An 18825-nucleotide genomic window follows, 5' to 3' on the forward strand; every position below is an offset into this window, starting at 1 on the left:
ACGCTGCGCCGGACGGGGCCGCGGCGCGCGTGCGAGCACCATTCGCGTCACCGGGCAACCCTGCCGATCGGCTATAATTCCGCTTTTTTACGAAGCAAGAATAGCGAGCGATCATGGAAGCGGAACGTCTCAACGCGATCGAAAGCTCCCTGCTCGACCTGCGCAATCGCGCGGGCGAGCTCCGGGGGTATCTTTGACTACGACGCAAAAGCTGCGCGTCTGACCGAAGTCAACAAGGAACTCGAAGACCCGAACGTCTGGAACGATTCGAAGAACGCCCAGGCGCTCGGTCGCGAGAAGAAGCTGCTCGAGGGCGTCGTCACGACGCTCACCGCGCTTGACGGCGACCTGCGCGACGCGCTCGACCTGTTCGAGCTGGCCCGCGAGGAAGGCGACGAAGACACCCTCATCGCGTCGGAAGAAGACGCCGCGAAGCTCGAGGCGCGCGTCGGCGACATCGAGTTCCGCCGGATGTTCTCGAACCCGGCCGACCCGAACAACTGCTTCATCGACATCCAGGCCGGCGCCGGCGGCACCGAGGCGTGCGACTGGGCATCGATGCTGCTGCGCCAGTACCTGCGCTACTGCGAACGCAAGGGCTTCAAGGCCGAGGTGCTCGAAGAGTCCGACGGCGACGTCGCCGGCATCAAGAACGCGACGGTCAAGGTCTCGGGCGAATACGCATACGGCTTCCTGCGCACCGAAACGGGCATCCACCGTCTCGTGCGCAAGTCGCCGTTCGATTCGTCGGGCGGCCGCCACACGTCGTTCTCGTCGGTGTTCGTCTATCCGGAAATCGACGACTCGATCGAAGTCGAGATCAACCCGGCCGACCTGCGCATCGACACGTACCGCGCATCGGGCGCAGGCGGCCAGCACATCAACAAGACCGACTCCGCGGTGCGGATCACGCACATGCCGACCGGTATCGTCGTGCAGTGCCAGAACGACCGCTCGCAGCACCGCAACCGCGCGGAAGCGATGGCGATGCTGAAGTCGCGCCTGTACGAAGTCGAGATGCGCAAGCGCCAGGCCGAGCAGGACAAGCTCGAATCGAGCAAGACCGATGTGGGCTGGGGCCACCAGATCCGCTCGTACGTGCTCGACCAGAGCCGCGTGAAGGACTTGCGTACGAACGTCGAAATGAGCAACACCCGCGCGGTGCTCGACGGCGACCTCGACGACTTCATCAGCGCGAGCCTCAAACAGGGCGTGTAAGCGCCGCGGCGCGGCCTGGCCAGGTCGCGCCATCGTTGCCCTTCCCGTTTGCGTTGCCGCACCCAATCCGAATTCCGACCATCATGACCGAACCGACTCAAACGCAGCCCGCCGTCGCAGCGGACGAAAACCAGATCATTTCCGAGCGCCGCGAGAAGCTGCGCGCGTTGCGCGAGCAAGGCGTCGCCTACCCGAACGACTTCCGGCCGACGCACCACGCAGCCGATCTGCAGGTGAAATTCGCCGACTCGGACAAGGCCGCGCTCGAAGCGAACCCGGTCGAGGTGTCGGTCGCCGGCCGCATGATGCTCAAGCGCGTGATGGGCAAGGCGAGCTTCGCGACGGTGCAGGACGGGTCGGGCCAGATCCAGTTCTTCGTGACGCCGAACGACGTCGGCGCGGAAACCTACGACGCGTTCAAGAAGTGGGACCTCGGCGACATCGTCGCCGCGCGCGGCGTGCTGTTCCGCACCAACAAGGGCGAGCTGTCGGTCCAGTGCAAGGAACTACGCCTGTTGTCGAAGGCGCTGCGTCCGCTGCCGGACAAGTTCCACGGCCTCTCCGACCAGGAAATGCGCTATCGCCAGCGCTACGTCGACCTGATCGTCACGCCGGAAACGCGCGACACGTTCCGCGCGCGTACCAAGACGATCGCGTCGATCCGCAAGTTCATGGATTCGGCCGACTTCATGGAAGTCGAGACGCCGATGCTGCACCCGATCCCGGGCGGCGCGGCCGCGAAGCCGTTCGTCACGCATCACAATGCGCTCGACATGCAGATGTTCCTGCGCATCGCACCGGAGCTGTACCTGAAGCGCCTGATCGTCGGCGGCTTCGAGCGCGTGTTCGAGATCAACCGCAACTTCCGGAATGAAGGCGTGTCGCCGCGTCACAACCCGGAATTCACGATGATGGAGTTCTACGCCGCGTACACCGACTACCGCTGGCTGATGGACTTCACCGAGCAACTGATCCGCCAGGCGGCGATCGATGCGCTAGGCACCGCGACGATCCAGTATCAAGGCCGCGAGCTCGACCTCGCGAAGCCGTTCCATCGCCTGACGATCACGCAGGCGATCCAGAAGTACGCGCCGGATTACACCGCCGGCCAGCTCTCCGACGACGCGTTCCTGCGCACCGAACTGAAGCGCTTCGGCGTCGACGTCACGCAGCCGGCGTTCCTGAACGCGGGCACCGGCGCGCTGCAGCTCGCGCTGTTCGAGGAAACGGCCGAAGCGCACCTTTGGGAGCCGACGTTCATCATCGACTACCCGGTCGAGGTGTCGCCGCTCGCACGCGCATCGGATACCGTGCCGGGCATCACCGAGCGTTTCGAGCTGTTCATGACCGGCCGCGAGATCGCGAACGGCTTCTCGGAGCTGAACGATCCGGAAGACCAGGCCGCACGCTTCAAGAAGCAGGTCGAGCAGAAGGATGCGGGCGACGAGGAAGCGATGTTCTTCGACGCCGACTACATCCGCGCGCTCGAATACGGGATGCCTCCGACCGGCGGCTGCGGGATCGGCATCGACCGCCTCGTGATGCTGCTGACCGACAGCCCGACGATCCGCGACGTGCTGCTGTTCCCCCATCTGCGCCGCGAAGACTGACAGCCATACCCGCGTGTGCGCCGCGCCCTGCGGCGTACACGCATCGGCTTTGTAACGACGCGTAAATCCCGCCAGCCGGCGTCCGCCGGCTTTCGATCCAACCCCGTTTTATTCCCTCGTCGCGACGGCCTGCCGCGGGTTTTCCCGGTAACGACCGCCCACGCCCCGCAGCAATTCGTTACACCTTGATACGGCGCGCCGCACGCCAGTGGACGACACTCCGTTTGCGTCACCACGCATGACCACGGGACCAGAACGAGGCGCCGGAACGCCGAGTCTGCTCGATCCCGAAGCGTGGGATCCGGCCCGGCGCCGACGTGCCGATCCGGATCGACATCGGAGAAAAAAATGGACAACCAGAATCAGACCACGCCGCAAAAGCAACGCCTCCACCCGCTGATCGCCACGGCAGCGGGCGCCGTCATCGTCGCCAGCCTCGCGGCGACGGCAGCGATCACGGGCGTATTCCCGAAGGCCAGCAGCAGCAACGAACAGAACGGCCAGACCCAGGCCGCGCTGATCGCGTCGCAGCCGGCCGTCGATACGGCCGCAGCCGCCAGCGCTGCGCTGGCCGCGCAAGCCCGGCAGCAGGCGGCCGAACAGGCCGCCGCACAAGCCGCCGCGCAGCAGAAGGCGATCGCGCAGGCCGAACCGAAGCCCGCGCCGCGCCCGGCGCCGACGCACCGCCGCCACGCGACGGCGCCGCAGCCGCCGCAATACGCACAGCAACAGCCGTCGACGCCTGCGCAGACCTACTGCCAGACTTGCGGAACGGTCGTCGCGATCACGCAGACGCGCACGCCGGGCCAGAGTTCGGGGATCGGCGCCGTTGGCGGTGCAGCGGCCGGCGGCCTGCTCGGCAACCAGTTCGGCAACGGTAACGGCCGCACCGCGATGACGATCATCGGCGCGCTGGGCGGCGGTCTCGCCGGCAACCAGGTCGAGAAGCAGGTACGCGCGGAAACCGACTATCAGGTGCAAGTGCAGATGGAAAGCGGCGCGACGCGTACGTTCACGTACCACAACCCGCCGCCGTTCGGCCAGGGCCAGCGCGTGCGGATCGAGAACGGCACGCTGGTCGGCGCGTAAGCGTCCCCTGCCCGCGCGTCGTGCGCGGGCACGCGACCTGAAAACGAAAACGGCTCGTGAGCGATCGCTCACGAGCCGTTTTCTCATTGGAGCCGCGTGCGCCATTACGGCGCACGCGGTGCTCAGTCTTCGTCGTCGAAGTCCGATTCGTCGATCCAGTGCGCCTGGATCGCTTCGAGGATCTTCTCGCCGGAATGCTTAGGATCGTCGTCGAAGCCGTCGAGCTCAAGCACCCACTGGCGCAGGTCGACGAAGTTGATCCGCTGCGGGTCGATGTCCGGGTACTTGTCCGCCAGCGCAATGGCTAGTTCGCGCGAATCGGTCCATTTCATCGCCTGCCTCCGGTTGGTCAGTGATTTTCCTTCGCGTGGTTGATCGAGTACTTCGGAATCTCGACCACCAGGTCCGAATCTTCGTTCACGATCGCCTGGCACGACAGGCGCGACGTCGGCTCGAGGCCCCACGCCTTGTCCAGCAGATCGTCCTCGTCCTCCTCGGACGGCGTCAGATCGTTGAAGCCCTCGCGGATCACCACGTGGCACGTCGTGCACGCGCACGACTTCTCGCATGCATGCTCGATCTCGATCCCGTGGTCGAGCAGGTTGTCGCAGATACTCTTGCCGGGCGTCGCGTCGATCACTGCGCCGTCGGGGCACAGTTCGACGTGAGGCAGCACCACCAGTTGAGGCATGTCCGTTCCGTCAGTCAGGGTGCGGCGACAGGCGCCGCACGGTTCATTATCGCGCGGGCCGTCGTCGCCGGCCGATGCGCAGTTCGTGAATTCAGATCTCGTCGAGCCGTCGGCCCGACAGTGCGCGCTTGATGCTCTTGTCCATCCGGCGCGCCGCGAATTCGTCGGTGCCGTCGGCCAGCGTCTTGGTCGCCGCTTCGATCGCATTCGTATCGTCGCCCTGCGCAACCGCGCGCAGCGCCGCGGCGAGCGCGTCGATCTGCGTGCGCTCGTCCGCATCGAGCAGTTCGCTGTCGACCGCCAGCGCGGCCTGCGTCGCCTCGAGCATCCGCTGGGCCTCGACCTGCGCTTCGCGCAGCGCGCGTAAGCGCATGTCGATTTCGGCGGTCTTGAAGCTGTCTTCGAGCATCTTCGCGATATCGTCGTCGGCGAGGCCGTACGACGGCTTCACGACGACCGATGCCTCGACACCCGACAGTTGTTCGCGTGCGAACACCGACAGCAGGCCGTCCGCGTCGACCTGATAGGTCACGCGAATGCGCGCGGCGCCGGCCGTCATCGGCGGAATGCCCCGCAGCTCGAAGCGCGCGAGCGACCGGCAGTCGGCGACGAGCTCGCGCTCGCCCTGCACGACGTGGATCGCCATCGCGGTCTGGCCGTCCTTGAAGGTCGTAAATTCCTGCGCGCGTGCGATCGGAATCGTCGAGTTGCGCGGAATGATCTTCTCGACGAGGCCGCCCATCGTCTCGACGCCGAGCGACAGCGGAATCACGTCGAGCAGCAGCCAGTCGTCGCCAGTGCCGCGATTGCCCGCGAGCAGGTCGGCCTGGATCGCCGCGCCGAGCGCGACGACCTGATCCGGATCGAGGTTCACCAGCGGCGGCTGGCCGAAATACTTCGCGACCGCATCGCGGATCACCGGCATGCGCGTCGCGCCGCCGACGAGCACGACGCCCTTGATGTCGGCCGGCGTCACCTGCGCGTCGCGCAGCGCCTTGCGGGTCGGTGTGAGCGTACGCTGCACGAGCGGCTCGACGAGCGATGCGAACGTGTCGTGCGAGATCGTCTGCACGAGGTGCGCGCCGCCCGACAGCGTCACGTCGAGCGACGCCTGCGGCGCGGACGACAGCGCCTCCTTCAGCACGCGCACACGGTCGAGCAGCAGGCGCACGTCCTCGGGCGCGAGCGTCTTCGCGTCGATGCCGGCCTGCGCGAGCACATGACCGAACAGCGCGTGATCGAAGTCGTCGCCGCCGAGCGCGGAATCGCCGCCCGCGGCCAGCACTTCGAACACGCCCTTCGTCAGCTTCAGGATCGACAGGTCGAACGTGCCGCCGCCGAGGTCGTACACCGCGTAGAGGCCTTCGGCCGCATTGTCGAGGCCGTAGGCAATCGCCGCGGCCGTCGGTTCGTTCAGCAGGCGCAGAACGTTGAGGCCCGCGAGGCGCGCGGCATCCTTGGTCGCCTGGCGCTGCGCTTCGTCGAAATACGCGGGCACCGTGATCACCGCGCCGACCAGATCGTCGCCGAGCGAATCCTCGGCGCGATAGCGCAGCGTCGCGAGAATCTCGGCCGACACTTCGACCGGGCTCTTCACGCCGTCGGCGGTACGGATCTGCACCATGCCCGGCGCATCGACGAATTCGTACGGCGCATTCGCCGCGCCTTCGACCTCGGCCTTGCCGCGGCCCATGAAGCGCTTGACCGACACGATCGTGTTGCGCGGATCGGTCGCGGCCTGCTCCTTCGCTTCGTGGCCGATGCGGCGGCCGCCCTTCTCGAGATAACGGACCACCGACGGCAGCAGCACGCGGCCCGCTTCGTCCGGCAGCACTTCGGCCACGCTGTTGCGCACGGCCGCGACGAGCGAGTTCGTCGTGCCGAGATCGATCCCGACGGCGAGTCGCCGCTGGTGCGGCGCCGGCGCCATGCCCGGTTCGGAAATTTGCAGTAAAGCCATCTTGGTTCGTTCGGGCGCTCGGCCCGTTTGCTGCGCGTGCCGCAAGGCACGCGGTTAAGTTTCGAGGCGCTCGATCTGCGTGCCCACTTCCGACGCGACCCGTTCGATGAACATCAACTGGCGCACGGCCTCGGCGGCCGCCTGATCGGCGCCGCTGTCGAGCAGCATGCCGAGGCGCTCGACGCGCACGCGCTTCTCGTCGCGCAACTCGGCGAGCAGCGCGTCGAGCGCGTCGACGTTGCGGGCAGCCGCTGCATCCTCGATGCCCTCGCGCCACTCCATCTGCTGCATCAGGAACGCAGGCTCCATCGCGGTGTTGTTTTCCGCGCCGATGTCGACGCCGCGCAGCGACAGCAGATAGGACGCGCGCTTCAGCGGATCGCGCAGCGTGCGGTACGCCTCGTTCGCGCGGGTTGCCCATTGCATCGCAATGCGCTTTTGCGCGTCGCCGGCTGCCGCGAAGCGGTCGGGATGCACCTGCGTCTGCACCGTCCGATAGGCGGCGTCGAGCGTCGCCTCGTCGAGCGCGAATTGCGCCGGCAGGTGAAACAGGTCGAAGTGGCTGTCTTTCAGCGAGACCATCGTCGCGTTCAATTCCGGTTCGTCGCGCGGCAAACGCCGCACATTAAAAAGGCGGCCCGTGCCGCCTCTTGCCCGCATTGCGCGGAGACCCGCGTCACACGCGGAACGATTCGCCGCAGCCGCACTCGTCCTTCACGTTCGGGTTGTTGAACTTGAACCCTTCGTTCAGGCCTTCGCGGGCGAAGTCGAGCTCGGTGCCGTCGATATACGCGAGGCTCTTCGGATCGACGACGACCTTCACGCCATGGCTCTCGAACACCTGATCCTCGGGAGCCAGCTCGTCGACATACTCGAGCTTGTACGCGAGCCCCGAGCACCCGGTCGTGCGAACGCCAAGCCGCAGGCCCACACCCTTGCCGCGACGGACGAGGTATTTCTGGACGTGCTGTGCTGCTTTTTCGGTCAGTGAAATTGCCATGATGTCCTTGCCGCGACGCGCCACCGGGGCCCGCCGCGTGTCCTTCTGAAGCCGCTCGATGCCGCTCAGGCTGCTGCCTGATCGCCTTCCTTCGTGTCGTGGCGCTTCTTGTAGTCGGCCACGGCTGCCTTGATCGCGTCTTCCGCGAGGATCGAGCAGTGAATCTTCACCGGCGGCAGCGCGAGCTCTTCGGCGATCTGCGTGTTCTTGATCGACAGTGCTTCGTCGAGCGTCTTGCCCTTCACCCATTCGGTCACGAGCGAGCTCGACGCGATCGCCGAACCGCAACCGTAGGTCTTGAACTTCGCGTCTTCGATCACGCCGTCGGCGCCGACGCGGATCTGCAGCTTCATCACGTCGCCGCAGGCCGGCGCGCCGACCATGCCCGTGCCGACCGTGTCGTCGTCCTTCGCGAACGAACCGACGTTGCGCGGGTTTTCGTAGTGATCCAGAACCTTGTTGCTGTAAGACATGACTCAGACTCCTTGACTCGTTACGTCTGCGTGCGCGATTCCGCCCGCGGCTATGTTCAGTGTGGCGCTTAGTGAGCGGCCCATTCGATCGTCGACAGATCGATGCCTTCCTGGTGCATTTCCCAGAGCGGCGACAGTTCGCGCAGCTTCGCGATCTTGCTGTTCAGCAGATTGACCACGAAGTCGACTTCCTGCTCCGTCGTGAAGCGGCCGACCGTGAAGCGGATCGAGCTGTGTGCGAGCTCGTCGTTGCGGCCGAGCGCACGCAGCACGTACGACGGCTCCAGCGACGCCGACGTGCAAGCGGAGCCCGACGACACCGCGACGTCCTTGATCGCCATGATCAGCGACTCGCCTTCGACGAAGTTGAAACTGATGTTCAGGTTGTGCGGGACACGGTGCTCCATGTCGCCGTTCACGTACGTTTCCTCGATCTGCGACAGGCCGCGCAGCAGCTTGTCGCGCAGCATGCGGACGCGCTCGTTCTCGGTCGCCATTTCTTCGCGCGCGATGCGGAACGCTTCGCCCATGCCGACGATCTGGTGCGTCGCCAGCGTGCCCGAACGCATCCCGCGCTCGTGGCCGCCGCCGTGCATCTGCGCCTCGATGCGCACGCGCGGCTTGCGGCGCACGTACAGCGCGCCGATGCCCTTCGGGCCGTAGGTCTTGTGCGCCGAGAACGACATCAGGTCGACCTTCAGCTTCGCGAGATCGATCCCGACCTTGCCGGTCGACTGCGCGGCGTCGACGTGGAAAATGATGCCCTTTTCGCGGCAGATTTCACCGATCGTCTCGATGTCCTGGATCACGCCGATCTCGTTGTTCACGTGCATCACCGACACGAGGATCGTGTCGGGGCGCAGCGCAGCCTTGAACGCGTCGAGGTCGATCAGGCCATCATCCTTCACGTCGAGGTAGGTGACTTCGAAACCGTCGCGCTCGAGCTCGCGGCACGTGTCGAGCACAGCCTTGTGCTCGGTCTTCACCGTGACGATGTGCTTGCCCTTGCCCTTGTAGAAGTTCGCGGCACCCTTGATCGCGAGGTTGTCCGATTCCGTTGCGCCGGACGTCCAGATGATCTCGCGCGGATCCGCATTCACGAGCGCGGCCACCTGCTCGCGTGCTTCCTCGACCGCACGCTCTGCATCCCAGCCGTAAGCGTGGCTGCGCGACGCCGGGTTGCCGAACTGAGCGCGCAGGTACGGCACCATCTTGTCGACCACGCGCGGATCGACGGGCGTCGTCGCGCTGTAATCCATATAGATGGGCAGGTGGAGAGTCTCTTGGGTCATCTGTCGCTCCGGGTATTCTGTGCAGGGACTATGTGCGTTATGGGGTATGGCGGGCGCGTTCGCGCTCACGAACTCGCGATGTTGAACACCGAATTGGGGCCGAGCGGCATCGTGCGCACAGGCTCGGCCGGTGCGGCGACGGGCTCCGGCGTGCGCCGGTCGCGCAGCACCGCGGGTGCGCCCTCGCGTGCGCGCTGCTGATCGACGAGATCCTGCAGCGACACGGAATCGAGGTATTCGACCATCTTCTGGTTCAGGGTCGACCACAGCTCGTGCGTCATGCAATGACCGTCGGGCTGCTTCGAGCCGTCGCACGTGCCTTTGCCGCCGCACTGCGTGGCGTCGAGCGGTTCATCGACCGCGATGATGATGTCGGCAACGGTAACGTCCTGCGCGCGACGCGCGAGGTTGTAGCCGCCGCCCGGGCCGCGCACGGATTCGACGATTTCATGCCTGCGCAGCTTGCCGAACAGCTGTTCGAGATACGAGAGCGAAATCCGCTGGCGCTGGCTGATGCCTGCAAGCGTCACCGGGCCCTGCTCCTGGCGCAGTGCCAAGTCAATCATCGCCGTGACGGCGAAACGGCCTTTGGTGGTGAGTCTCATGGTGTCTAGGGGACTGCAATCTTGACGATTTTGGTCAAGTATAAATATTTGACGAATTTAGTCAAGTATCCATGCCTTTGAAAGGGTATTCGCAGATCGCTGAATACCGCGCGATCAGCGCTCCGTGCGGGCCCGAAGCGTCTCCAGCAGGCCCGCGCACGCGCGCTCGACCTGATCGAGCACCTGTTCGAAGCCTTGCGCACCGCCGAAATAGGGATCGGCCACTTCGGTTTCGGCCGAGTCCCCCGCGAATTCCATCAGCAGACGCACCTTGTCGCGATGCAGCGGCAGGCAGCGGCGATGCAGTTCCGCGAGATTCGCTTCGTCCATCGCCAGCAGCAGGTCGAAACGCTCGAAATCCGCCGCACTCACCTGCCGCGCGCGCAGCGCCGACAGGTCGTAGCCGCGGCTGCGCGCGGCTACCTGCGCACGCGTATCGGGCGGCTCGCCCACATGCCAGTCGCCGGTGCCGGCCGAATCGATCGCGATCCGGTCCGCCAGCGCGGCAGCGTCGACCTGGTGACGCATTACGCCTTCCGCGGTGGGCGAACGGCAGATGTTGCCGAGACAGACGAAACAGATCGCAACGCGGGTCATCGCACTTGTCGGAAAACCGCGGCGGACCGCGAAAGAAATGAACTCGCCATTATACAAAGGCGACCGAAATCGCGCCGCCGCACAAAACGACGGCGCCGTGCATTACAGCGCCTTCGGCGCGGCGAGCACGACGTCGCCGGATGCCGCCGGCAGCGGCTGCGCCGCGTCGCCGACCAGCCCGAACGACACCGCGCGCGCCAGTTCGGCAGACGCCTGGTGAACCGCCAGCGGGCCGCGCGACGGCGCATCGGCCATTGCATGCAGATAAGCAGCCGCAGCCAGCGGGACGACGATTGCCAGCGGCCAGTACATCGATATTGTCTTTCTCATGATGCGGACCTCCTTGACCTCGTACCCCGAAACCCAATTCCGGGGACTACAGACAGGATTCTATAGACCGCATCTATCGAGATAAATATACAAATAGCGAACGCACTGTTGTCGCCGGATGAACAGTCTTCAGCCGAGGTGGCTTTGGGATGCCGCGTACAGTTCGCGGAACGTGCGCCCGGTCGGCGTCGGCATGTCGCGCGTATCCATCCAGCCACCCATCATCGGCAGGCGTCGCAGCATGCCGCCGTTGCCGCCGAGCCGCTCGAGGACGCGCACCGCGAGCTTGGTCGTCAGCGCGTACAGCGTCGGCCGCCGCGCGACGAAGCCCCATGCGGCGAGCGCCGCCCGCTCGCGCCACGGCCGCAGGTGCCGCTCGACCTGCTTCTCGCGCAGCGTACGCAACAGGTGCGACAACGGAATCCCGACCGGGCACACGCTGTCGCATTCGCCGCACAGCGTCGCGGCCTGCGGCAGGTCGAGCGTGCGCTCGAGCCCGACGTAGCTCGGCGTCAGCACCGACCCCATCGGCCCCGGGTAGACCCAGCCGTACGCATGGCCGCCGACCTTCTGGTAAACCGGGCAGTGGTTCATGCACGCGCCGCAGCGGATGCAGCGCAGCATCTCCTGGAACTCGCCGCCGATCAGGCCCGTGCGGCCGCCGTCGACGAGCACCACGTAGTTGTGTTCGGGGCCGTCCTCGTCGCCCGGCCCGCGCGGCCCGGTCAGCAGCGAGAAGTAGTTCGACGTCTTCTGCCCCGTCGCCGAGCGCGGCAACAGGCGCATCGCGGTCGCCAGATCCTCGAGTGTCGGCAGCACCTTCTCGATGCCCGTCACCGCGACATGCACGCGCGGCATCACCGTGCACATCCCCTCGTTCCCTTCGTTCGTCACGATCGCGACCGAGCCCGTCTCGGCGATCACGAAGTTGCCGCCCGTCACGCCCATGTCGGCCGACATGAAATGCGGGCGCAGCACCTCGCGCGCCTCGCGCGTCATGTCCGGAATCTCGGTGAGCCGCTCGCGGTGGTGCGTGCGCGCGAACAGGTCGGCAATCTCTTCCTTGTCCTTGTGCACGACGGGCGCAATGATGTGGCTCGGCGGCTCGTTGTCGTTGATCTGCAGGATGTATTCGCCGAGATCCGTCTCGATCGACTGCACGCCCATCTCCGCGAGCACCGCGTTCAGGCGCATTTCCTCGGACACCATCGACTTGGTCTTGATGACCTTCTTCACGTCGTGCCGACGCGCGATGTCGGCCACGAGCCGCGCGGCATCCGCGGTCGTTTCGGCGAACAGCACCGTCGTGCCGCGCCGCGTCGCCTCGCGCTCGAATGCCTCGAGCCACACGTCGAGGTTCTCCAGCGCGCGGTTGCGGCGCGCCTTGAGCGCGGCGCGCGTGGCCGGGAAGTCGATCGCGGTCATCGCGTCGGCGCGCGCGGACACGAACTTCGTCGACAGCTTCTTCAGGTTCTGCTGCAGGCGCTGGTCGGCCAGCTTCTGGCCGGCGCGCGCCTTGAAATGCATCGATTGGACTTGCATCGCGGTATCGGGGGAAAAGTGAGCGGAACCGGGCGTCAGACGTCGCCCGCCAGCACCTGCGCGACGTGCAGCACGCGCGTGTCGCGGTCGCCGGTGCGGCGCAACCGCCCTTCGATGTTCAGCATGCAGCCGAGATCGCCGAGCACGACCGCGCCCGCGCCCGACGCGCGCACGTTCGCGCATTTCTCGTCCGCGATGGCCGCCGAAATATCGCCGTACTTGACTGCGAACGTGCCGCCGAAGCCGCAGCAGTGCTCGCAGTCCTTCATCTCGGTGAGCGCGATGCCGCGCTGCGCGAGCAGCGCGCGCGGCTGCGCCTTCACGCCGAGTTCGCGCAGGCCCGAGCACGAGTCGTGATAGGTGACGGGCCCGGTGAACTCGCCCGGCTCGAGCGACACCTTGGCGACGTTCGCGAGGAAATCGGTCAGTTCGTAGACTTTCGGCTGGAGCCGCGCGTAGCGTCCCATCAGTTCGGGGTCGTCGCGGAACAGGTCGCCGTAGTGCGTGCGGATCATCCCGCCGCACGAACCCGACGGCGCGACGACGTAATCGAACTGCTCGAACTCGCGCAGCGTCTTTTCCGCAAGATCGCGCGCGAGCGCGCGGTCGCCCGAGTTGTAGGCCGGCTGGCCACAGCAGGTCTGCGCGGGCGGTACGATCACCTCGTAGCCGGCGTCGCGAATCAGCTTGAGCGCCGAGAACCCGATTTCGGGGCGCATCAGATCGACCAGGCAGGTCACGAACAAACCGACTCGCATACGTGCTCCTTCGAGAAAACGGCTCTCATTATCCGCCGTTTGGCCGGCAAGACCAACGCCGGCTCGCGCGCAAGCCCGCGCTGCGCGAAACGAGGACTTCCTCGAACGGCGTTCGCTTTTTTCACAATACGAGATACAATCGGCCCAACTCCGCTTGACGCGTCAACCGATTTCTCCCCCGACATGAGCCAACCCACCCCGGATTCAAAAACGTCGATCCAGGTGATCGAACGCATGATGCGGCTGCTGGACGCGCTCGCCGCGCACAGCGACCCTGTGAGCCTGAAGGAGCTTGCGCAGCGCACGGAGCTGCATCCGTCGACCGCGCACCGCATCCTCAACGACATGGTGACCTGCCGTCTCGTCGACCGCTCCGATCCCGGCACGTACCGCCTCGGCATGCGGCTGCTCGAGCTCGGCAACCTCGTGAAGGCGCGCCTGTCGGTACGCGACGCGGCGCTGATGCCGATGCGCGAGCTGCACCGCCTCACCGGGCAGACCGTGAACCTGTCGGTGCGCCAGGGCGACGAGATCGTCTATATCGAGCGCGCGTATTCGGAGCGTTCCGGGATGCAGGTCGTCCGCGCAATTGGCGGCCGTGCGCCGCTGCACCTCACGTCGGTCGGCAAGCTGTTCCTCGCGGCCGACGAAACGTCGCGCGTGCGTGCCTATGCGACGCGCACGGGGCTGTCCGGCCATACGCAGAACAGCATCACCGACATCGCGAAGCTCGAGCGCGAGCTGACGATCGTCCGCCAGCAATCGTGCGCACGCGACAACGAGGAGCTCGAGCTCGGCGTGCGCTGTATCGCGGCCGGCATCTACGACGATTCGGGCAAGCTCGTCGCGGGCCTGTCGCTGTCGGCACCGGCCGATCGCCTGCAGGATGCGTGGCTCGGCCAGTTGAGCCGCACGGCGCTCACCATCTCGGAATCGCTCGGCTACCGGCCGGCGCCCGCGAAGGATGCGGACGGGCTGCAGCGGCAGGCATAAGCCGCCTTCACCGGCCCCGGTTCTCCCGAACGAAAAAAGCCCCGCGATCGCGGGGCTTTTTGCTTGCAGCCGACCGGCGCGGCGGTGGACCGCCGCAGGCGCGATCAGGTGCCGCCGTTCGGCGCGTTGGCCGCCGTCAGGCGCTCGCCGCCGCCGGCATCGAGCCAGTTGCGCAGGCGTGCCGCGTCGGCGAAGCGCGAATACTTGCCGAACGAATCGAGCAGCACCATCACCATCGGCCGGCCGTGGATCGTTGCCTGCATCACGAGGCACTCGCCTGCTTCGTTGATGAAGCCCGTCTTCTGCAGGCCGATGTCCCACGAGCCGTTGCCGCGGATCAGCGCGTTCGTGCTGTTGTAGGCGAGATTGCGCTTGCCCGTGTACACCTCGTAGCTGCGATCGGTCGAGAACTGGCGGATCGTCGGGTATTGGTACGCCGCATTGACCATCTTCACCAGATCGCGCGCGCTCGACACGTTCGAGCTCGACAGGCCCGTCGAATTCTCGAAGTGCGTATCGGCCATGCCGAGCGACTTCGCCTTCGCGTTCATCGCGGCAATGAACGCCGGACGGCCGCCCGGGTAGTAACGCGACAGCGCGGCGGCCGCGCGGTTTTCCGACGCCATCAGCGCGATATGCAGCATGTCCTCGCGCGACAGCACCGAGCCGACCGACAGGCGCGAGCCCGTGCCCTTCTCGTAGTCGCGGTCTTCGTCGGTGACTTCGATCTGGTCGGTCATCGGCGACTTCGAGTCGAGCACGACCATCGCCGTCATCAGTTTCGAGATCGACGCGATCGGCACGACGGCGTGCGAATTCTTGTCGAACAGCGGCTCGCCGGAATTCTGGTCGACGACGTACGCGACGCTCGAACGCAGCGCGAGCGCGTCCGGCGTGTCGTGCAGGCCGAACGCCTGGCCGACCGTCGGCCGGCGCGGCTGGAACGCGATCTTGCGGACCGCGCCGCGGTGGCTGCCATGCACGTTCGCCGCGAGCGTCACGCGCTTGCGCGACGCTCGCGGCGCATCAGCCGCTGCGACCTTGGCGGATTTGTCGGCGGTTGCCTTGGCCGTCTTCTTCTTCGCGGACGAAGCAGGAGCGACGGCCTTTTTCTTGGCAGCTTGTTGGGTCTTCGCAGTGGCGGCAAAGGCGTCAGCGGGCGCGACGGACGCGGTCGTCGCCAGCAAGGCGACGGCGACCGACACAGCCGTGCCGAGCGTCATGCTCTGCAACAATCTGCGCGGTGAAAACGATTCGGCTTTCATTGGGGTCTGGACAAAGCGGGCGGGAGTTTCCGCAAGTGTAGTTAAAGCTGAAAAAAAGAGCAATATTAGGCACTTACCGATCGTCGTTAAACCGGAATGTAAGAGTCGGCCAACCTCTGACCAATCGACTCCCCCGCCCCCATCGAAAAAATTCATGGGATGCGCTGCCCGACAGTACCCGTCTCCCGATTACCACACGGTTAATTGAGATAACGTCACTTTGGAGGCAATTTAAAGCGGGGAAACTACGTATCCGGCGCTCGGCGTGCCAGGCACGCCGACCTCGACCGTGGCGGCGGCACGTCGCCACGGCACGCGCATCGAAACGGCGCGTTTTCGACAGGAACAGAAGGATAACGTTCCACAGGCCTGTCAGGTTTACCTGTGCTTGACCATGGTGCGCCGCGCCTGCCCCGCGGTCGTGCGCACCATTTGGGAACTCGTGTGAAACCGATTCCGGAAGACCGCGATAACTTGTTGTTTTATCGATAATTTGTCGCGATTGTGCAACGCACAAAAAGTACTTGACATCCGTTTTCTCTGCCCTAAAATAGGCTTCATTGCTGCGTTGCACAAAGCACGCGCATCCGAGGTTCCCCTTCGTAGTGCCCCTTACCCTGCGATCGACGCGATCGCTTTTCAGGAGCTTGACATGTCCTTGCTGACCCCCGAGCAAATCGCCGCCGCACAGAAAGCCAACCTCGAAAGCCTGTTCGGTCTGACGACCAAGGCATTCGAAAGCGTCGAAAAGCTGATCGAATTGAATCTGCAGGTCGTGAAGTCGACGCTGGCCGAGGGCCAGGAAAACGCACAGCGTCTGCTGTCGGTGAAGGACGCTCAGGAACTGATCGCACTGCAAGCGAGCCTGTCGCAGCCGGTCGCTGAAAAGGTGCTGTCGTACGGCCGTCACCTGTACGAAATCGCATCGTCGACGCAAGCCGAGTTCGCGAAGGTTGCTGAAGCGCAATTCGAAGAGCAGAACAAGAAGGTCCAGGCACTCGTCGACAACGTCGCGAAGAACGCCCCGGCCGGTTCGGAAACGGCTGTCGCCGCGCTGAAGTCGGCACTGAACGCAGCGAACACCACGTACGAAACGGTTCAGAAGGCTGCGAAGCAAGCCGTCGAGATCGCCGAAACGAACTTCAACGCCGCTGCTGCCGTTGCAACGAAGGCTGCTACCGCCGCTGCTGCGCGTCGTTCGAGCAAACCGGCCGCGTAAGCGTCCCCTGCTCCTGAAAGAGCCGCGCCCAGCGCGGCTTTTTCGTTTCTGGCGCCGGAAACTGCGCGAACCGGCAGCCGCTCGCTACGCTCGAACAGCCGTTTGATCGCCGCGCCGGCCACGAGCAAAAGAAAACGCCGCCGCCCGGTTTGCCCGGGCGGCGGCGTTTTTCATGGCCGGCGCAGAACCGGCCGTGCCGGTCGCGTTACTTCTTGCGTTGCGGCGGCAGGTCCGTACAGACGCCTTCGTACAGTTCGGCGGCCATGCCGACCGATTCGCCGAGCGTCGGGTGCGGATGGATCGTCTTGCCGATGTCTTCCGCGTCCGCGCCCATTTCGACGGCGAGGCACACTTCGCTGATCAGGTCGCCCGCGTTCAGGCCGACGATGCCGCCGCCGATCACGCGATGGGTTTCCTCGTCGAAGATCAGCTTCGTGAAGCCTTCGTCGCGGCCGTTCGCGATCGCGCGGCCCGAAGCGGCCCACGGGAACACGGCCTTGCCGTACTTGATGCCTTCGGCCTTGCACTGGTCTTCCGTCTTGCCGGCCCACGCCACTTCCGGATCCGTGTACGCCACCGACGGGATCTGCAGTGCGTCGAAGTACGCCTTCTCGCCGTGCGCGGCTTCCGCTGCGACGTGGCCTTCATGCACGGCCTTGTGCGCGAGCATCGGCTGGCCGACCACATCGCCGATCGCGAAGATGTGCGGGACGTTCGTGCGCATCTGCTTGTCGACGTCGATGAAGCCGCGATCCGTGACGGCCACGCCGGCCTTGTCGGCGCCGATCTTCTTGCCGTTCGGGCTGCGGCCCACCGCGACGAGCACGAGGTCGTAGCGCTGCGCTTCCGCCGGCGCCTTCTCGCCCTCGAACTTCACGTAGATGCCGTCTTCCTTCGCTTCCGCGCCGACCGTCTTGGTCTTCAGCATCACGTTGCCGAAGCGCTTCGCGTTGTACTTTTCCCAGACCTTCACGAGATCGCGGTCCGCGCCCATCATCAGGCCGTCCATCATTTCGACGACGTCGATCTCGGCGCCGAGCGTCGCGTACACCGTCGCCATTTCGAGGCCGATGATGCCGCCGCCGATCACGAGCATGCGCTTCGGCAGCTGGCGCAGTTCGAGTGCGCCCGTCGAATCGACGACGCGCGGGTCTTCCGGCATGAACGGCAGCTTCACGGCCTGCGAGCCCGCGGCGATGATCGCCTGCTTGAACCTGACGACCTTCTTGCCGTTTTCGCCCTGCACTTCCATGTGATACGGATCGACGAATGCGCCGACGCCCGTGACGACTTCGACCTTGCGCGCCTTCGCCATGCCGGCGAGGCCCGTCGTCAGCTTCTTGACGACACCGCCCTTGAAGTCGCGCAGCTTGTCGAGATCGACCTGCGGCTTGCCGAACGTGATGCCGTGCGACGCGAGCGCCGCGGCTTCGTCGATGACGAGCGCCGTGTGCAGCAGCGCCTTCGACGGGATACAGCCCACGTTCAGGCACACGCCGCCGAGCGTCGAGTAGCGTTCGACGAGCACCGTCTTCATGCCGAGATCGGCTGCGCGGAACGCGGCCGAGTAGCCGCCGGGGCCGGCGCCGAGCACGAGCATGTCGCATTCGATGTCGACTGCGCCGGCGTAGCTGCCGGCTTGCGGCGCGGGTGCCGGGGCGGCGGCGGCCGGTGCCGGAGCTGCTGCTGCGGGCTTGACCGGTTCGGGTGCTTTCGCGGGTGCGGCGGCGCCTGCCGCTGCGTCGACGATGGCGATGACGGTGCCTTGCGAGACTTTCTCGCCGGCCTTGACCTTGATTTCCTTGACGGTGCCGGCGACGTCGCTGGGCACTTCCATGGAGGCTTTGTCCGATTCGAGCGTGATGAGCGTCTGCTCTTTTTCGATCACGTCGCCGGGTTTCACATTGACTTCGATGACATCGACGCCGCTGAAATCGCCGATATCCGGAACCTTGACTTCGATGAGACTCATTACTGTCCCCTTCTTGATTAGCTGCAGACAGAGGGGGAGAAACCCGCGTGAGAACTACGGCCCGACAAAAGAAAGACCGCGACGCTGGGCAGGACCACCTTTGCCGTCCGCCCAAGGACGCGCCTTCCTTTTGGTTACTTTTCTTTGGAAGACAAAGAAAAGTAACCGCCGCCCCGCGCAGGGGCGACGCTGGCAGACCGTCAAGAAAGCC

General features: G+C 65.4%; 19 protein-coding genes. 5 read left to right on the forward strand and 14 right to left on the reverse strand.

From position 1 onward, the window contains the following. Window positions 1–113: 113 nt before the first annotated feature. The 3 genes from prfB to ABD05_RS00510 all read left to right on the forward strand — a co-directional run bounded on the left by prfB (window position 114) and on the right by ABD05_RS00510 (window position 3917). Window positions 114–1218 (forward strand): peptide chain release factor 2 gene (gene prfB, locus ABD05_RS35495; RefSeq protein WP_099318679.1). Its coding sequence is split into 2 segments (ribosomal slippage): window positions 114–194 and window positions 196–1218, totalling 1104 coding nucleotides; the frame shifts between segments, so codons are not numbered across the junction. An 83-nt stretch (window positions 1219–1301) separates the two neighbouring features. Then, on the forward strand, window positions 1302–2828 hold the full coding sequence (gene lysS, locus ABD05_RS00505) for a lysine--tRNA ligase (RefSeq protein ID WP_047898488.1): 1527 nt from the start codon (window positions 1302–1304) through the stop codon (window positions 2826–2828). A 348-nt stretch (window positions 2829–3176) separates the two neighbouring features. After that, window positions 3177–3917 carry a glycine zipper 2TM domain-containing protein gene (locus ABD05_RS00510; RefSeq protein WP_047898489.1) on the forward strand — a complete coding sequence of 247 codons (741 nt, stop codon included), beginning with the start codon at window positions 3177–3179 and terminating at the stop codon, window positions 3915–3917. A 122-nt stretch (window positions 3918–4039) separates the two neighbouring features. Here the strand turns inward: ABD05_RS00510 and iscX are convergent, their stop codons facing one another. From iscX to ABD05_RS00570, 12 genes are all read right to left on the reverse strand, one after another. Continuing rightward, window positions 4040–4249 (reverse strand): Fe-S cluster assembly protein IscX, encoded by a 210-nt coding sequence (iscX, locus tag ABD05_RS00515; RefSeq protein WP_034183561.1) that lies wholly within the window; start codon window positions 4247–4249, stop codon window positions 4040–4042. Window positions 4250–4266: 17 nt separating this feature from the next. Beyond that, the gene (fdx, locus tag ABD05_RS00520; RefSeq protein WP_047898490.1) at window positions 4267–4608 is read right to left on the reverse strand and encodes an ISC system 2Fe-2S type ferredoxin; all 342 of its coding nucleotides are present in this window, start codon (window positions 4606–4608) and stop codon (window positions 4267–4269) included. 91 nt (window positions 4609–4699) lie between these two features. Continuing rightward, the gene (gene hscA, locus ABD05_RS00525) at window positions 4700–6568 is read right to left on the reverse strand and encodes a Fe-S protein assembly chaperone HscA (RefSeq protein WP_047898491.1); all 1869 of its coding nucleotides are present in this window, start codon (window positions 6566–6568) and stop codon (window positions 4700–4702) included. 54 nt (window positions 6569–6622) lie between these two features. Next, window positions 6623–7150: a Fe-S protein assembly co-chaperone HscB gene (gene hscB / locus ABD05_RS00530; protein ID WP_047901017.1), complete on the reverse strand. Its 528-nt coding sequence runs from the start codon at window positions 7148–7150 to the stop codon at window positions 6623–6625. Window positions 7151–7244: 94 nt separating this feature from the next. Continuing rightward, on the reverse strand, window positions 7245–7568 hold the full coding sequence (gene iscA, locus ABD05_RS00535) for an iron-sulfur cluster assembly protein IscA (RefSeq protein WP_047901018.1): 324 nt from the start codon (window positions 7566–7568) through the stop codon (window positions 7245–7247). 65 nt (window positions 7569–7633) lie between these two features. Beyond that, the gene (iscU, locus tag ABD05_RS00540) at window positions 7634–8041 is read right to left on the reverse strand and encodes a Fe-S cluster assembly scaffold IscU (protein ID WP_006481982.1); all 408 of its coding nucleotides are present in this window, start codon (window positions 8039–8041) and stop codon (window positions 7634–7636) included. A gap of 68 nt (window positions 8042–8109) precedes the next feature. After that, on the reverse strand, window positions 8110–9333 hold the full coding sequence (locus tag ABD05_RS00545; protein ID WP_047898492.1) for an IscS subfamily cysteine desulfurase: 1224 nt from the start codon (window positions 9331–9333) through the stop codon (window positions 8110–8112). Between the two features lie 65 nt (window positions 9334–9398). Then, on the reverse strand, window positions 9399–9938 hold the full coding sequence (gene iscR, locus ABD05_RS00550; RefSeq protein ID WP_009691731.1) for a Fe-S cluster assembly transcriptional regulator IscR: 540 nt from the start codon (window positions 9936–9938) through the stop codon (window positions 9399–9401). Between the two features lie 114 nt (window positions 9939–10052). Beyond that, complete coding sequence (locus tag ABD05_RS00555; protein ID WP_047898493.1) at window positions 10053–10535, reverse strand: low molecular weight protein-tyrosine-phosphatase; 483 nt, start codon at window positions 10533–10535, stop codon at window positions 10053–10055. A gap of 102 nt (window positions 10536–10637) precedes the next feature. Then, on the reverse strand, window positions 10638–10865 hold the full coding sequence (locus ABD05_RS00560; RefSeq protein ID WP_047898494.1) for a hypothetical protein: 228 nt from the start codon (window positions 10863–10865) through the stop codon (window positions 10638–10640). A 129-nt stretch (window positions 10866–10994) separates the two neighbouring features. Continuing rightward, window positions 10995–12407 carry a lactate utilization protein B gene (locus ABD05_RS00565; protein ID WP_047898495.1) on the reverse strand — a complete coding sequence of 471 codons (1413 nt, stop codon included), beginning with the start codon at window positions 12405–12407 and terminating at the stop codon, window positions 10995–10997. Window positions 12408–12442: 35 nt separating this feature from the next. Continuing rightward, the gene (locus tag ABD05_RS00570; protein ID WP_047898496.1) at window positions 12443–13165 is read right to left on the reverse strand and encodes a (Fe-S)-binding protein; all 723 of its coding nucleotides are present in this window, start codon (window positions 13163–13165) and stop codon (window positions 12443–12445) included. Window positions 13166–13348: 183 nt separating this feature from the next. Here ABD05_RS00570 and ABD05_RS00575 point away from each other — a divergent pair, with 183 nt between their 5' ends. Then, entirely contained in the window at window positions 13349–14158 is an 810-nt protein-coding gene (locus ABD05_RS00575; protein WP_034183553.1) for an IclR family transcriptional regulator, read from the forward strand. 104 nt (window positions 14159–14262) lie between these two features. Here ABD05_RS00575 and pbpG read toward each other — a convergent pair whose 3' ends face one another. Then, window positions 14263–15423: a D-alanyl-D-alanine endopeptidase gene (gene pbpG / locus ABD05_RS00580; protein WP_047898497.1), complete on the reverse strand. Its 1161-nt coding sequence runs from the start codon at window positions 15421–15423 to the stop codon at window positions 14263–14265. 652 nt (window positions 15424–16075) lie between these two features. Between pbpG and ABD05_RS00585 the strand changes: the two genes are divergently transcribed. Continuing rightward, a complete protein-coding gene (locus ABD05_RS00585; RefSeq protein WP_047898498.1) occupies window positions 16076–16642 on the forward strand; it encodes a phasin family protein in 567 nt (188 codons plus the stop codon). A gap of 205 nt (window positions 16643–16847) precedes the next feature. Here ABD05_RS00585 and lpdA read toward each other — a convergent pair whose 3' ends face one another. Further along, entirely contained in the window at window positions 16848–18614 is a 1767-nt protein-coding gene (lpdA, locus tag ABD05_RS00590; protein ID WP_047898499.1) for a dihydrolipoyl dehydrogenase, read from the reverse strand. Window positions 18615–18825: the final 211 nt, after the last annotated feature.

This window comes from Burkholderia pyrrocinia, from assembly GCF_001028665.1.
Lineage (GTDB): Bacteria > Pseudomonadota > Gammaproteobacteria > Burkholderiales > Burkholderiaceae > Burkholderia > Burkholderia pyrrocinia.